This window comes from Acidovorax soli (assembly GCF_900107605.1).
GTDB lineage: Bacteria > Pseudomonadota > Gammaproteobacteria > Burkholderiales > Burkholderiaceae_C > Acidovorax > Acidovorax soli.
On record NZ_FNQJ01000031.1, the window covers coordinates 1 to 13,467 of the forward strand.

Annotated in this window: 12 protein-coding genes and 1 pseudogene; 7 read left to right on the top strand and 6 right to left on the bottom strand. The window is 63.2% G+C overall.

The annotated features are described in order from the left end of the window. Positions 1-69: 69 nt before the first annotated feature. Positions 70-525 carry a hypothetical protein gene (locus tag BLW02_RS19755; protein WP_139285392.1) on the top strand — a complete coding sequence of 152 codons (456 nt, stop codon included), beginning with the start codon at positions 70-72 and terminating at the stop codon, positions 523-525. Positions 526-547: 22 nt separating this feature from the next. On the opposite strand, the gene BLW02_RS15945 is transcribed toward BLW02_RS19755, so the two are convergent. Further along, positions 548-2,113 carry a recombinase family protein gene (locus BLW02_RS15945; RefSeq protein ID WP_092700137.1) on the bottom strand — a complete coding sequence of 522 codons (1,566 nt, stop codon included), beginning with the start codon at positions 2,111-2,113 and terminating at the stop codon, positions 548-550. 26 nt (positions 2,114-2,139) lie between these two features. After that, a pseudogene (locus BLW02_RS15950) lies at positions 2,140-2,838 on the bottom strand (exodeoxyribonuclease III); the annotation flags it as partial. A gap of 9 nt (positions 2,839-2,847) precedes the next feature. On the opposite strand from BLW02_RS15950, the gene pyrE reads away from it, so the two are divergent. Together pyrE and BLW02_RS15960 are read left to right on the top strand one after the other, a co-directional pair. Then, a complete protein-coding gene (pyrE, locus tag BLW02_RS15955; RefSeq protein WP_092700139.1) occupies positions 2,848-3,555 on the top strand; it encodes an orotate phosphoribosyltransferase in 708 nt (235 codons plus the stop codon). Then, positions 3,546-4,238, top strand: a complete 693-nt coding sequence (locus BLW02_RS15960; protein ID WP_092700141.1) for a DUF4124 domain-containing protein — start codon at positions 3,546-3,548, stop codon at positions 4,236-4,238. The genes pyrE and BLW02_RS15960 overlap by 10 nt, the downstream gene beginning before the upstream one ends. Before the next feature lie 39 nt (positions 4,239-4,277). Here BLW02_RS15960 and gatB read toward each other — a convergent pair whose 3' ends face one another. Genes gatB through gatC form a run of 3 tightly spaced genes read right to left on the bottom strand, consistent with a single transcriptional unit; the run spans position 4,278 to position 7,557 of the window. Next, positions 4,278-5,750 (bottom strand): Asp-tRNA(Asn)/Glu-tRNA(Gln) amidotransferase subunit GatB, encoded by a 1,473-nt coding sequence (gatB, locus tag BLW02_RS15965; protein WP_092700143.1) that lies wholly within the window; start codon positions 5,748-5,750, stop codon positions 4,278-4,280. A gap of 1 nt (position 5,751) precedes the next feature. Then, positions 5,752-7,245 (bottom strand): Asp-tRNA(Asn)/Glu-tRNA(Gln) amidotransferase subunit GatA, encoded by a 1,494-nt coding sequence (gene gatA / locus BLW02_RS15970; RefSeq protein ID WP_092700145.1) that lies wholly within the window; start codon positions 7,243-7,245, stop codon positions 5,752-5,754. A gap of 12 nt (positions 7,246-7,257) precedes the next feature. Then, positions 7,258-7,557 (bottom strand): Asp-tRNA(Asn)/Glu-tRNA(Gln) amidotransferase subunit GatC, encoded by a 300-nt coding sequence (gene gatC, locus BLW02_RS15975; RefSeq protein WP_026434984.1) that lies wholly within the window; start codon positions 7,555-7,557, stop codon positions 7,258-7,260. A gap of 216 nt (positions 7,558-7,773) precedes the next feature. Between gatC and BLW02_RS15980 the strand changes: the two genes are divergently transcribed. From BLW02_RS15980 to mrdA, 4 genes are all read left to right on the top strand, one after another. Next, positions 7,774-8,817 (top strand): rod shape-determining protein, encoded by a 1,044-nt coding sequence (locus BLW02_RS15980; protein WP_005798130.1) that lies wholly within the window; start codon positions 7,774-7,776, stop codon positions 8,815-8,817. 143 nt (positions 8,818-8,960) lie between these two features. Further along, entirely contained in the window at positions 8,961-9,881 is a 921-nt protein-coding gene (mreC, locus tag BLW02_RS15985; RefSeq protein ID WP_092700147.1) for a rod shape-determining protein MreC, read from the top strand. A 37-nt stretch (positions 9,882-9,918) separates the two neighbouring features. Next, on the top strand, positions 9,919-10,437 hold the full coding sequence (mreD, locus tag BLW02_RS15990) for a rod shape-determining protein MreD (RefSeq protein ID WP_092700149.1): 519 nt from the start codon (positions 9,919-9,921) through the stop codon (positions 10,435-10,437). A gap of 99 nt (positions 10,438-10,536) precedes the next feature. Next, positions 10,537-12,477, top strand: a complete 1,941-nt coding sequence (gene mrdA, locus BLW02_RS15995) for a penicillin-binding protein 2 (protein WP_092700199.1) — start codon at positions 10,537-10,539, stop codon at positions 12,475-12,477. 81 nt (positions 12,478-12,558) lie between these two features. On the opposite strand, the gene BLW02_RS16000 is transcribed toward mrdA, so the two are convergent. Next, positions 12,559-13,455, bottom strand: a complete 897-nt coding sequence (locus BLW02_RS16000; RefSeq protein ID WP_092700151.1) for a DMT family transporter — start codon at positions 13,453-13,455, stop codon at positions 12,559-12,561. Positions 13,456-13,467 lie beyond the last annotated feature (12 nt).

Consider the following 13,467-nt stretch of genomic DNA (forward strand, 5'->3'; position numbering starts at 1 on the left):
TGTCTTGATCTGCGGCCATGGCCAGGGTCTGCTGCTTCATGGGCGGATAACGTTTGAGAGGCAACACCGGTGGACCTTAATCAGCATTGCCTTAGGCAGTGGCTCGACAAAGTCAGAAGCGAGGTCGATACTCCTGTAAACACTCTCAAACGTGAGCTTTTCGGTGTCCAGTTCCGTCTTGACGGCGCTCCTAGTCGACCCTCAAAGACTTGGTTTCATCAAACGCACTCAACGTTGAGTGGCACCTGGGACTATTACCCGCACGAAGGCATCACATCAGTCTTCGTCTACTTCACTCACATCATTTCTATGCCGCCTCTGCTGTCGGCAACGAGTGACCTGGACGGCGACACGTGGGAACTGTCGCTTTCTGTTCAACTGATGGATCAGGACTTCAACGGGGCATCGGGTTGGTTGCAAACCTGTGCGACTACCGTTGAGTGTGTGCCGGTTTTCATTTCTACACCTTACTGTCCTCCCTTGGACAGCTCTGCGGCGAGCCTCGACTTCAACGTCGATGCTTGATCGAAGCAAGAATCTGCGGCTGTTATGCAGCAGACTTTTTGTCCTTCCGGGGCGCTCGTTCCAGCGCACTCCTAGGTACTGTCCGAGCGATCATGTTGCCATCTCTGGTGTGGAACATGAGCCAACCATCGCCGCTCCAAACCACTTTGGTAAGTAGCCGATTAAGCGCCGTTGAGATCCTGTGCCTCTCCTTGACTGCGCTCTTGTCGTTCAGCGCTGCTTTGACATCCTCTGCAAACAGGCTTCCAAAGTCATTCCCGCCTTTTGGTGCTGCGGCTAGCTCATTCCGTTTTTGCCGGACAACTTCCCGAAGCGAGTCCTGCTGCTGTTCGATCTCGCGGAGCCGTTGCGTTACCAACCTCATTTCTCCGCCTTCTTCAATCGCAGCCAAGTAGCGCTCAGACTTGGAATCGAGATCGGCAAGTTTTGCATTGGCTTCGTCAATTGCAATGCGCGTCAATCGAAGTGCCTCGGTTTCCTGAAACTGCCCGGCCTCAGCGGTGGCCAAGAACGAGAACCCGAAATCGATGATTGCAGCCTCACTGATGGGCGCACAGGTGCTAGCACCTGCGACTCGACCCAGACAGTAGTACCTCGCACTGCCACGCTTCCATGCGGGCTTCTTTTGCATGCGTTCCCCACAGTTGCAGTACAGGAGCCCAGCCAGCAGATCCCCTTTGATGCCACGGAGTCTGGGTATAGATTGCCGCCCATCCAACGCAGCATGGACTCTCCCCCAGAGATCGTCAGTGATAACTCGTGGAAAGTAGTCGGTGACCGGATCGCCCAAAGGAACCAATTCAGTACCCACCATCTGCTTTGGTTGCCATTCTCCCAGGACTCGACGGTCACGAACCAAGCGGCTAACCTGGGTGTGTTCCCATCGTGTGTTGGTGTTAGCCCGTACTCGCCATGGAAGCGGCCATTCCTCTGTGTTAGCGATTCGAGCAACGCTCACCCCGCCATGGCCGTTGGCCACATGCTCAAACACTTTGACCACAGACGCAGCCTTGGCCTCGTCCAGCAACCATCCTTGGCGATCTTCCCTGGGATATGCCCAACCCGGACCATGACCATGAGAGACGACAGGCAATTTCGCCTCACGCTTTTTGGCAAAAGCTGCGCGAACGCGCCTAGCCTTTGTTGCGCTCTCCTCATGAGCCCGCGCAAACAGGAGCACGGACATCATGAAGTTGACCGTGTCGTTGATCGTGTTTTCGTTCCACTCTTTGCCGTCGATTAGCGAAACAACGCGAATCCCTGCGCGCACTATCGAGGTGAGGAGGGCTACCGCATCCGTAATTGTGTTTCGTGAGAGTCGATCCAGGCTCTCGACGAGTAGGATGGAGCCACGGGGAATCCTCCCCTCCTTGGCTGCAATTAAGAAGGCAGCCAGTGCCCCTTCGGTTGCGTTCTTGCCCTTGAAAGCGGAGATCCCAAGGTCCGACAGTGCCAAGTCTTCATCCAAGACATGCCCATTCTCCTGACACCAAACACGCGCTGCGGCCGTCTGACGTTCGAGGCTATGCCCTTGGGCTTGACGCTCCGACGAGAAGCGGCGGTAGGAGTAAACACGAGGTTGGGACATACCCAATTATCGTGGGTTTTTTGTCGTAGTATGTAATCCAGACGCCACCCCACGTTGTTGGCATAGGCCTGCCCCCGGTTGCTCCACCAGGTGTAGGCGGTGTCGGTGGCCGTTGGTTGTAACTGACGGTAAACGTCCACCAGGCCGCCGCCGGCATCAGTTGTGTGCAACAGTTTTGTCATCCAGGCGCGTTCTTCGGGCAGGAAGCCGCTGTTTTTCTGGTTGCTGCGCCAGTTTTTCAGATCGATCTGCTGGTGGGCGATGTTGATGTCGCCACACAGGATGAACTCCCGCTGGCCCTTGGCGGCCATCAGATGCGGATGGAACTCTTCCAGGAAGCGGAATTTGGCCAGCTGACGCTCTTCGCCCGACGAGCCGCTGGGAAAATACGCGCTGATGATGGACAGCTTGCGCGCGGGCGTGTCAAAGCGCAGTTCGATATAGCGGCCCTCGGCATCGAACTCGGGCGAGCCATAGCCGGCGATGACCTCGCTGGGCTCATGGCGCGTGTAGATGCCGACGCCCGAGTAGCCCTTTTTCTGGGCAAAGTGGAAGTGGCCGTTCATCCCGGCAAGCTGTTCGAAACGCGTGGCGATATCGGCGGCCTGGGCCTTCACTTCCTGCACGCAAATACAATCCGGCCGCATGCTTGCGATCCAGGGTTCCACGCCCTTGCTGGTGGCGGAACGGATGCCGTTGAGATTGAGGCTGGTTAACTTGAACAAGGAATTTCCATGGTGAATGTTGGCGCACCAAACCCTGAGCAGGGTCGTCTGGCGCAGGATTTTGTCCGTTTTGCCGTTGAGGCAGGGGTGCTGCGGTTCGGGGAGTTCAAGACCAAGGCGGGGCGCCTGAGTCCCTACTTCTTCAACGCCGGCCTGTTCGACGACGGGGACAAGCTGGGCCGCCTTGCGGAATTTTATGCAAAAGCCCTGCTGGCCAGCGGAATCGAGTTCGACATGGTGTTCGGTCCAGCCTACAAGGGCATTCCCCTGGCTGCGACCGTGGCCGTGGAGCTGGCGCGGCGGGGGCGCAACGTGCCCTTCGCCTACAACCGCAAGGAAGCCAAGGACCATGGAGAAGGCGGCACCCTGGTGGGCGCACCCCTCCAGGGGCGGGTGCTGATCATTGACGACGTGATGTCGGCAGGCACCGCCGCACGCGAGTCCATCGCCATCATCCGCGCCGCTGGCGCTGTGCCCCACGCGGTCGCCATTGCATTGGATCGCCAGGAAAAAGCCACCGAGAATGGCCAGGACGTAGCGCACAGCGCCGTGCAGTATGTGCGCCATCAGCTGGGCATGCAGGTGTGCGCCATTGCAACCCTGGCAGACTTATTGCTCTATCTTTCCGAAAAAGGGGGAGGGGAGATGAGCGCGCACCACGCGCGGGTGCTGGCCTATCGCCAGCGGTATGGAGTCAACCAAGGGTCATGCAGTTGAGCAAATGGGCGTGGATCATGGGAGCCGGTGTGATGGCCAGCGTGGCAGTGCAGTGCGCGTGGGCGCAACAGACCAATGCCGGCAGCATCTACACCTGTGTCGATCGCCAGGGGCGCCGCCTGACGGCGGACCGTCCCATTGCCGAATGCCTGGACCGCGAGCAGCGTGAACTGGGTCCCACGGGCACCGTCCGGCGCCAGATTGGGCCTTCCCTCACCGAGAAGGAGCGGGCCGCCCTGGAAGTGCAGCGCCGCAAGGAGGCTGAGGAGCGGGCCCGCCAGCAGGAAGAGCGCCGCCGCGAGCGGGTTCTCACTGCCCGTTATCCGGACAAGGCGGCCCATGATAAGGAGCGCGCCTCAGCCATTCAGCTGCTGGAGGATGTCACCACCGTCGCCGAGAAGCGCGTGCTGGAACTGCAGCAGCAGCGCAAGGCCCTGGAAACCGAAATGGAGTTTTACCAGCGGGATCCCGCCAAGGCCCCCATGGCGCTGCGCCGCAAGATTGCCGAAAACGATGCAGGCATGGCGGAGCAGCGGCGCTTCGTGCTCAACCAGGAGCAGGAAAAACGCCGCATCCACCAGCGCTACGACGCAGAGCTGGCACAGCTGCGCAGGCTGTGGGCCGCGCAAATGGCGCCCGCAGCCGCAGCCTCCGATGTGTTGCTGCCAGCCTCCACGCGCTGAAGGCAGCACCGGCAGGCCAGTGCGCCGTGCCCCGTGAAATCAGGCTGCGAGCCGTGCGCGCAGCAACTCGTTGACCTGCGTCGGATTGGCCTTGCCCTTGCTGGCCTTCATGATCTGACCCACCAGCGCATTGAAGGCCTTGTCCTTGCCTGCGCGGAACTGCGCCACGTTGTCGGCGTTGGCAGCGATCACCTCGTCGATGATCTTCTCCAGTGCGCCGCTGTCATTCATCTGCTTGAGGCCCTTGGATTCGATGACTGCGTCCACGTCGGCCGATTCACCGTTCCACAGCGCATCAAATACCTGCCTGGCCGCGTTGTTGGAAATCGTGCCATCCGCGATGCGCGCGATCAGTGCAGCCAGCTGCGCAGACGACACCGGTGCCTGCTCGATGCCGATCTCGCCCGCGTTCAGGCGGCGCGACATCTCGCCCATGATCCAGTTGCTGGCCAGCTTCGGCTGCCCGCAGGCCGTGGCCGCAGCTTCGAAGTAGGCTGCCATGGCCTTGCTTTGCGTGAGCGTGGTGGCGTCGTATTCGGGCAGGCCATGGTCCGCCACGAAGCGCGCAGCCATGGCGCGGGGCAACTCGGCCATCAGTGCACGCTGTTCCTGCACCCATTGCGCTGAAATGTGGAGCGGCGGCAGGTCCGGGTCGGGAAAGTAGCGGTAGTCCGCCGCGTCTTCCTTGGTGCGCATGGCGCGGGTTTCGCCGGTGTCGGGGTCGAACAGCACGGTGGCCTGCTGGATGGCGTGGCCGTCCTCGATCTGCTCGATCTGCCAGCGGATTTCGTAGTCGATGGCCTGCTGCATGAACTTGAACGAGTTCAGGTTCTTGATCTCGCGGCGCGTGCCTAAAGCGGCGCCGGGCTTGCGCACGGACACGTTGGCGTCGCAGCGGAACGATCCTTCCTGCATGTTGCCGTCGCAGATGCCGATCCAGGTCACGATCTTGTGCAGTTCCTTGGCATAGGCCACGGCCTCCTCGGATGAGCGCATGTCGGGCTCGGTCACGATCTCCAGCAGCGGCGTGCCGGCACGGTTCAGGTCGATGCCCGACTGGCCGATGAAGTCCTCGTGCAGCGATTTGCCTGCGTCTTCTTCGAGGTGGGCGCGCACCAGGCGCACGGTCTTCTTCTCCCGCGCCGCGTCGGCGCCCTTTCCTGTTTCCAGGAAGAACGACACCTCGCCGCCTTGCACGACCGGGATCTCGAACTGGCTGATCTGGTAGCCCTTGGGCAGGTCGGGGTAGAAGTAGTTCTTGCGCGCAAAAATGCTCACGGGCGCAATGTGGGAGCCCAGGGCCAGTCCCAGTTTGATAGCGCATGCCACCGCTTCGCGGTTCATTACCGGCAGCGTGCCGGGCAGGGCCAGGTCCACCGCGCAGGCCTGGGTGTTGGGCTCGGCGCCAAAGGCGGTGGGGGCGCGGCTGAAGATCTTGCTCTGCGTGGCGAGCTGGGTGTGGGTCTCGAAGCCGATGACGACTTCATAGCCGTGGATCAATTTGCTGGTCATATCACAGACCTCCGGGTTGCCGGAGGTGGAAGTCAGTGGCTTGCTGCAGGCGGTGCGCAGCGTTCAGAAGGCGGGCTTCGTGGAAGTAGTTGCCGATGAGCTGCAGCCCCACGGGCATGCCGCTCTCGCCAAAACCCGCAGGCACGCTCATGCCGGGCAGGCCCGCCAGCGATGCGGGCAGGGTGAAGATGTCGGCCAGGTAGTCGGCCAGCGGGTCGTTGCCATGTTCGCCGAGCTTCCAGGCCACGGTGGGCGCCACGGGGCCGGCGATCAGGTCGCAGTGCTTGAATGCGTTCTGGAAGTCGTCGGCGATCATGCGGCGGATCTTTTGCGCCTGCAGGTAGTAGGCGTCGTAGTAACCGTGCGAGAGCACATAGGTGCCGATCATGATGCGGCGCTTGACCTCATCGCCAAAGCCTTCCGCGCGGGTCTTCTTGTACATGTCGACCAGATCGGTGTAATTCTTGGCGCGGTGGCCGAACTTCACGCCGTCAAAGCGGGAGAGGTTGGACGAGGCTTCGGCCGGGGCGATGATGTAGTACACCGGAATGGACAGCTCGGTGCGCGGCAGGCTGATGGGCACGAGCTGGGCGCCGAGCTTCTCGTATTCCTTCAGGGCGGCATCGACAGCGGCGCGCACGTCGGGCGCCAGGCCTTCGCCAAAGAACTCGGCGGGGATGCCGATGCGCAGGCCCTCGATGCTGTCGTTGAGCTTGGCGCTGAAGTTCTCGGCAGGGACGTCCAGGCTGGTGGAGTCGCGGTCCGGGTCCGGGCCGCACATGGCCGACAGCAGCAGGGCGCAGTCTTCGGCCGAGCGGGCCATGGGGCCGGCCTGGTCCAGGCTGGAAGCGAAGGCGATCATGCCGTAGCGGCTGGCGCGGCCATAGGTCGGCTTGATGCCGGTGATGCCGCAAAACGATGCGGGCTGGCGGATGGAGCCGCCGGTATCGGTGCCGGTCACGGCGGGGGCCAGGCGCGCGGCCACGGCCACGGCACTGCCGCCCGAGGAGCCGCCGGGAATGCGATGGCTGTCCCAGGGGTTGCGCACCGGCGCGGGGGAGTCGAAGCCCACGGGGGCCACGGCCGAGTTCTCGTTGGCCGAGCCCATGGCGAACTCGTCGCAGTTGAGCTTGCCCAGGGTGACGGCGCCCGCGTCGGCCAGGCGGGTGACCACGGTGGCGTCAAAGGGCGACTGGTAGCCCGCGAGCATCTTGGAGCCCGCGGTGCTGGGGAAGCCCTTGGTGACAAAGATGTCCTTGTGCGCAATCGGCACGCCTTCCAGGGTGCCTGCCGTGCCCGCGGCAATGCGGGCGTCAGCGGCCTGGGCTTGTGCCAGGGTGGCGCCTTCGTTCAGGGCCACAAATGCGCCCAGGTTCTGGTGCGCCTTGGCGCGGGCCAGGAAATGCTGGGCGGCTTCGACTGCGGAAACGCGGCGCTCGCGCAGCTCGGTGGCCAGCTGGGCCACGCCCAGGTCATGCAATGCGGTGGAAGTCATGCGGCGGGGTTCTTACTCGATCACTTTGGGCACGAGGAACAGGCCTCGTTCGACAGCGGGGGCGCTTTGCTGGTTGGCTTCGCGCTGGTTCGGCTCGCTGGCCACGTCCTCGCGCAGCCGCAGGGTCACGTCCTGGATGGCAGCGACGGGATGCGCCAGGGGGGTGAGTCCCGAGGTGTCCACCGCCCGCATCTTCTCCACGATGCCAAAGAAACCATTCAGTTGAGTCAGCATGCGCTCACTCTCAGAAGGGGTCAATTCCAGCCGCGCCAGATTGGCGATGCGAGCGATGTCCTGGGGTGTCAGTGCCATAACGGGAAAAAGGAGGGAAACCAGATGTAAAGCTGTGACGTCGGTCAAACCGGACGAAGTTATTCACAGGGGATGGGGTATTATCCCGGCTTTGCCGCAATACCCCCTGCCTGACGGTCATTGTGCGGAAAAAGCAAAATCTGACCCCCCACCCACTCCCTGACACACCCCGCGACGGCAAGCCGAAGTGCATGCCGTGCTTGAGAGGATTTTTGAATGTTCGGAGCTTTCCGTCGGTATTTCTCCACCGATCTTGCCATTGACCTTGGCACAGCCAACACCCTCATCTTTGCACGCGACAAAGGCATTGTGCTGGATGAACCTTCTGTCGTCGCCATTCGCCACGAAGGTGGACCCCATGGCAAGAAAGTGATCCAGGCTGTCGGCCGTGAGGCCAAGGCCATGCTGGGCAAGGTGCCCGGCAATATCGAGGCCATCCGTCCCATGAAGGACGGCGTGATCGCCGACTTCGTGATCACCGAGCAGATGATCAAGCAGTTCATCAAGATGGTGCACCCGCGCACGCTGTTCACCCCCAGCCCGCGCATCATCATCTGCGTGCCCTGTGGCTCCACCCAGGTCGAGCGCCGCGCCATCAAGGACGCGGCCGAGGCCGCCGGTGCCACCGCCGTCTATCTGATCGAAGAACCCATGGCCGCCGGTATCGGCGCAGGCCTGCCAGTGTCGGAGGCATCGGGCTCCATGGTCGTGGACATCGGCGGCGGCACCACCGAGGTGGGCGTGATCTCGCTGGGCGGCATGGTCTACAAGGGCAGCGTGCGTGTGGGTGGCGACAAGTTCGACGAAGCCATCATCAGCTACATCCGCCGCAACTACGGCATGCTGATCGGCGAGCCAACCGCTGAAGCCATCAAGAAGAACATCGGCTCGGCCTTTCCGGGCTCCGAAGTGCGCGAGATGGAGGTCAAAGGCCGGAACCTCAGCGAAGGTGTGCCGCGCAGCTTCACCATCTCCAGCAACGAAGTGCTGGAAGCGCTGACCGACCCGCTCAACCAGATCGTCTCGGCCGTCAAGAACGCGCTGGAACAGACCCCGCCCGAGCTGGGCGCCGACATTGCCGACCGCGGCATGATGCTCACCGGCGGCGGCGCGCTGCTGCGCGACCTCGATCGCCTGCTGGCCGAGGAAACCGGCCTGCCCGTGCTGGTGGCCGAAGACCCGCTGACCTGCGTGGTGCGGGGCTGCGGCATTGCGCTGGAGCGCATGGACCGACTGGGCAGCATTTTTACCAGCGAGTAAAGCGGGGGGCTGCCTGTGCCTGCGCAGGTCGCGCCCTGTTCTCCATTGCATGACTGACTGCGTTCGCCTCCATGCCTTGTGGACACGCATCCGCGGCCCGGTGGCCGTGCTCGTGCCGTCCCGCCTGACTACGATCATGTGCCATGTCGCTCGGAACCCTTGAGCGCAGTGCGCCGCCGTTTTTCAAGCAAGGGCCATCGTCCCTTTCCAAGCTGGCCCTCTACAGCGCATTGGCGCTGTTTTTGATGGTGGCGGATGCGCGCTTTCACCTCACGGGCGCATTGCGCCAGGCGGTGGCCACCGTCATCTACCCGGTGCAATGGCTGATGCTGCAGCCGGTCGAGTTCATTGCGCAGGGCAGTGGCTATTTCCGGTCCCTGAAAACGGCCCAGGAAGACGCCGATGCGGCCCGCAAGCAGATGGTCCTGATATCGCAGCGCGCACTCCAGTCGGAGCAGTTGATGCAGGAAAACTTGCATCTGCGGCAATTGCTGGACCTTCGGACCCGGCTGGAAACCCCTGCCCAGGCGGCACAGGTGCTCTACGACACGGCAGATCCCTACACCCGGCGGGTGGTGGTGGACCAGGGCCGGACGGCAGGCGTGGAGCTGGGTGCTCCGGTGCTCGATGAGAAGGGCGTGCTGGGCCAGGTCACGCGGGTGCATCCGTTCGTGAGCGAGGTCACATTGCTGATCGACCGTGATCAGGCCATTGCGGTACTGAATATACGCACCGGTACCCGCGGCGTTGCCTACGGGGACCCGGTGGCGGGCCATGCCGGTGGCATGGAATTGCGCTTCATGCCGGCGAACGCCGACGTCCTCGAGGGGGACCTGCTCACGACCAGCGGGGTCGATGGCGTGTATCCACCGGGGCTGCCCGTCGCCAAGGTGGTGCGCGTGGAGCGGCGGGCCGACTCGGCATTCGCCCGCATTTATTGCGCCCCCATCGCCGGGGTGCAGGGAGCCCGCCATGTGATGCTGCTCAAGCCGGTGGCAGAACCCATGCCAGAGCGGCACGAACCTGTTGCGGTGTCTCCCGGCAAGAAGGGAGATCGCAAGTGATGTGCTGCAGGAATGTTCCGTCGCTGGGGCGCGCGCCATGATCATGCCGCGCGGGCAGCCCTTGCTGCTGCCAGTCAATCCGGCCTTCATTGCCGCCAGCCTGGTGGCGGGCCTGGCGATCAATTTTGTACCGCTCGGGCGCGTGGTCTGGACGCCCGATATCCTGATGCTGCTGCTGGCGTTCTGGGTGGTGCACCAGCCCCAGCGCATCGGCATGGGCGTGGCGTTCGTGCTGGGCCTGTGCATGGATGTGCACCAGTCATCCTGGCTGGGGCAGCATGCCCTGGCCTATACCGTGATGGCGTTTGGCGCCATGGCGATGCATCGCCGGTTGCTGTGGTTCAGTGTGCCGTCCCAGGCGCTGCAGGTCTTGCCGCTGTTTGTGCTGGCCCACGCGGTGGAGCTGTTGCTGCGCATGGCGGGCGGAGGCGTCTTTCCAGGCTTCTGGGGGCTGCTCGCGCCCGTGCTGGAAGCTTTGCTCTGGCTTCCGGCCAGCTGGGTGCTGCTGGCACCGCAGCGCCGTCCACCGGATCGCGATGAGAACCGGCCGCTGTGAGGTCTTGTTGCGCATGACGAAATGTGTCCATTCACCTGCTGAGGCGTTGCGTGCCACCTGGCGCGAGCGCCATTCGCAGGTGCCCCAGGGATGGCGGACATGACGGAGCTGCGCAATGTCGAGGCCGACGCATCGCGGTTTCGTACGCGGGTCGTGGTGATCGGTGCGGTGGTTTTTCTGGCGTTCTGCCTGATCGTGACCCGTCTGCTCTTTCTGCAGGTGGTGCGACACGAAGACCTTGCGGCGCAGGCAGAGAGCAACCGCACCGCGATCGTTCCGATTGTCCCCAACCGGGGCCTGATCCTGGATCGCAACGGTGTGGTGCTGGCAACCAACTATGCGGCCTATACCCTCGAAATAACGCCCTCGCGGGCGGGGTCGCTGGACGACACCATTGATGGATTGTCGAAGGTGGTGGAGATTCAAGCCCGGGATCGCCGCCGCTTCAAGCGTTTGATGGAGGAGTCGCGCAATTTTGAATCGCTGCCCATCCGCACCCGTCTGACGGACGAGGAAGTCGCACGCTTTGCGGCGCAACGCTACCGGTTTCCCGGAGTGGACATCAAGGCGCGGCTCTTTCGCAACTATCCCCTGGGCGAGGTGGCAAGCCATGCGATTGGCTACATCGGGCGCATCAACCAGGCGGAGAAAGCCCGGATACAGGACTCCGATGAAGAGGCCAACTACCGCGGCACCGAGTACATCGGCAAGCTGGGCATCGAGCAGAGTTACGAAACGGCATTGCATGGCGCCACGGGCGTGGAACAGATGGAGACTTCCGCGGGCGGCCGTGCCGTGCGCAAGCTGTCGAGCCGTGCGGCCACGCCTGGCGACAGCGTGATGCTGTCGATCGATGTCAAGCTGCAGAAACTGGTGGAAGAGTTGTACGGCTCCCGCCGCGGCGCGCTGGTGGCCATCGACCCGCGCAACGGCGAGATCCTGGCGCTGGTGAGCAAGCCCACGTTCGATCCCAATCTGTTCGTGGAAGGCATCGATGTCGAAAACTGGACCGCGCTCAATGAATCCATCGACAAGCCGCTGCTCAACCGCGCCCTGCGCGGGCTGTACCCGCCGGGTTCGACCTACAAGCCCTTCATGGCACTGGCGGCGCTGGAGCTGAACAAGCGCTCGGCCAGCATGATCGTGAACGACCCGGGCTTCTACACGTTCGGTGGCCGCACCTTCCGCAGCCACGAAGGGGGTCTGGGCGCGCTGGACATGCACCGCGCCATCCAGTTCTCCAGCAACACCTACTTCTATTCGCTGGCCGTGGAGATGGGCGTGGACACCATCCACGACTTCATGAAACCCCTGACCTTTGGCCAGTCCACCGGCATCGACCTCAATGGCGAAGTGCGCGGCACCCTGCCCAGCACCGAGTGGAAGCGCAACACCTACAAGCGCCCCGAGATGAAGCGCTGGTTCCCGGGCGAAACCGTCTCGCTGGGCATCGGCCAGGGCTACAACAACTTCACCATGCTGCAGCTGGCGCAGGCGCAAGCCACCATGGTCAACGGCGGAACCCGCTACCGCCCGCACATGGCCAAGGCCGTGAAGAATGCAGTCACGGGGGCGGTGACGGAGATCGTGCAGCCACCGGGCGAAAACCTGGGCTACCAGCCCCGGAACGTGGACATCGTGCGCAACGCGATGGTGGCCGTGAACACGGGGGGGACCGGAACGCGCGTGTTTGCGGGGGCTCCCTATACCTCGGGCGGCAAGACCGGAACGGCCCAGGCCGTGAGCCTGGGGCAGAACGTGCGCTACAACGCCAAGGCGCTGGAGGAGCACCAGCGTGACCATTCCCTGTTCACGGCGTTCGCACCCGCCAAAGATCCGAGGATTGCATTGGCCCTGATCGTTGAAAACGCCGGATTTGGCGCGGCGCACGCTGCGCCCATTGCACGCCGGGTGTTCGACTACTGGCTGCTGGGGGAGTACCCGAGCGAGGCAGACATCGCCGCCGTGCAGAAGGGACAGGCCTCGGCACCTATCGGCAAGCCGCGTGCCGTGGCCGATATTCCGCTGTCAGCGCCTTAGGGTTTCCAAAAATCATGGCTGCTGGCGATTTCTGCAGAAGCGCTGAGCCTGATTTCGCCAATGGAACGTGGCGCGCTGGCTTCACGCGGCCGGGGGTGCCGTGATCCGCTGGGGTGGCCCCATCTGGCTGAAAACCAGAGCCGCCACAATCAGGGCAGCACCGCCCAGTCCGGACCACCCCAGCCGTTCACCCAGCAGCACCCAGGCGGTCAGAGCGGCGAAAACCGGCTCCAGTCCGAACACGATGGCGCTGCGCATGGCATCCACGCGCTGCTGGCCCCAGGCCTGCAGCGTCACCACCACCACGCTGGCCACAAAGCCCAGGTACACGAGCGCCAGCCAGCTCGATGTCTGCAGCTTGCCCAGCGATGGCAGCCAGTCCATGCTGCCATCGCGGGCCAGCAGCAGCGCGGTGGCGCAGGCGCACATCACGGTCGCCTGTGCCGCGGCCATGCGCGTGGCGCGCAGCGGGTGCGCCACGGTGCGGCGCGAGCACTCTTCCAGCGCCAGGATATAGACCGCGTAGAACACCGTACTGGCCAGCGTGAGCGAGTCGCCCAGATTCCAGGGGCCGTTCTCATGGAACATCAAGACCATGCCTGCGAACGCCATGGCGCACGCGGCCCAAAGGCGCCAGCCATAGCGACGGCCGAGAGCCACCATGGCGATCAAGGGTACCACCAGCACGTTGAGCCCGGTGACGAAAGCGTTGCGATTGCTGCTGGTGCGCGCCAGGCCTTCGATCTGCAGCCAGAAGGCCAGAAACAACAACAGCCCCAGCGCGCAACCCCACAGGCGCTCCTTGGGCCGCATACCCACCCACAGCGGTGCCAGCACCAGCAGCGCCAGGGCAAAGCGCAACCAGATGATCTGCAGGGCATCGAGGTGCTCCGACAGCAGCTTCATGGCGGGGAACGTGGTTCCCCACACGGTGGTGACCACCAGCAGGGCCAATAGTCCAAAACGTTCGGAGCGCATAAAAAAAGAAAC

Excerpts from the sequence above, each read along its gene's own strand:
- mrdA (WP_092700199.1), top strand. The coding sequence starts at position 10,537 with ATGACGGAGCTGCGCAATGTCGAGGCCGACGCATCGCGGTTTCGTACG.
- gatC (WP_026434984.1), bottom strand. The coding sequence starts at position 7,557 with ATGGCACTGACACCCCAGGACATCGCTCGCATCGCCAATCTGGCGCGG.
- mreD (WP_092700149.1), top strand. The coding sequence starts at position 9,919 with ATGATCATGCCGCGCGGGCAGCCCTTGCTGCTGCCAGTCAATCCGGCC.
- BLW02_RS16000 (WP_092700151.1), bottom strand. The coding sequence starts at position 13,455 with ATGCGCTCCGAACGTTTTGGACTATTGGCCCTGCTGGTGGTCACCACC.
- mreC (WP_092700147.1), top strand. The coding sequence starts at position 8,961 with ATGTCGCTCGGAACCCTTGAGCGCAGTGCGCCGCCGTTTTTCAAGCAA.
- BLW02_RS15960 (WP_092700141.1), top strand. The coding sequence starts at position 3,546 with ATGCAGTTGAGCAAATGGGCGTGGATCATGGGAGCCGGTGTGATGGCC.
- gatA (WP_092700145.1), bottom strand. The coding sequence starts at position 7,245 with ATGACTTCCACCGCATTGCATGACCTGGGCGTGGCCCAGCTGGCCACC.
- BLW02_RS15945 (WP_092700137.1), bottom strand. The coding sequence starts at position 2,113 with ATGTCCCAACCTCGTGTTTACTCCTACCGCCGCTTCTCGTCGGAGCGT.
- pyrE (WP_092700139.1), top strand. The coding sequence starts at position 2,848 with ATGGTGAATGTTGGCGCACCAAACCCTGAGCAGGGTCGTCTGGCGCAG.
- BLW02_RS15980 (WP_005798130.1), top strand. The coding sequence starts at position 7,774 with ATGTTCGGAGCTTTCCGTCGGTATTTCTCCACCGATCTTGCCATTGAC.
- gatB (WP_092700143.1), bottom strand. The coding sequence starts at position 5,750 with ATGACCAGCAAATTGATCCACGGCTATGAAGTCGTCATCGGCTTCGAG.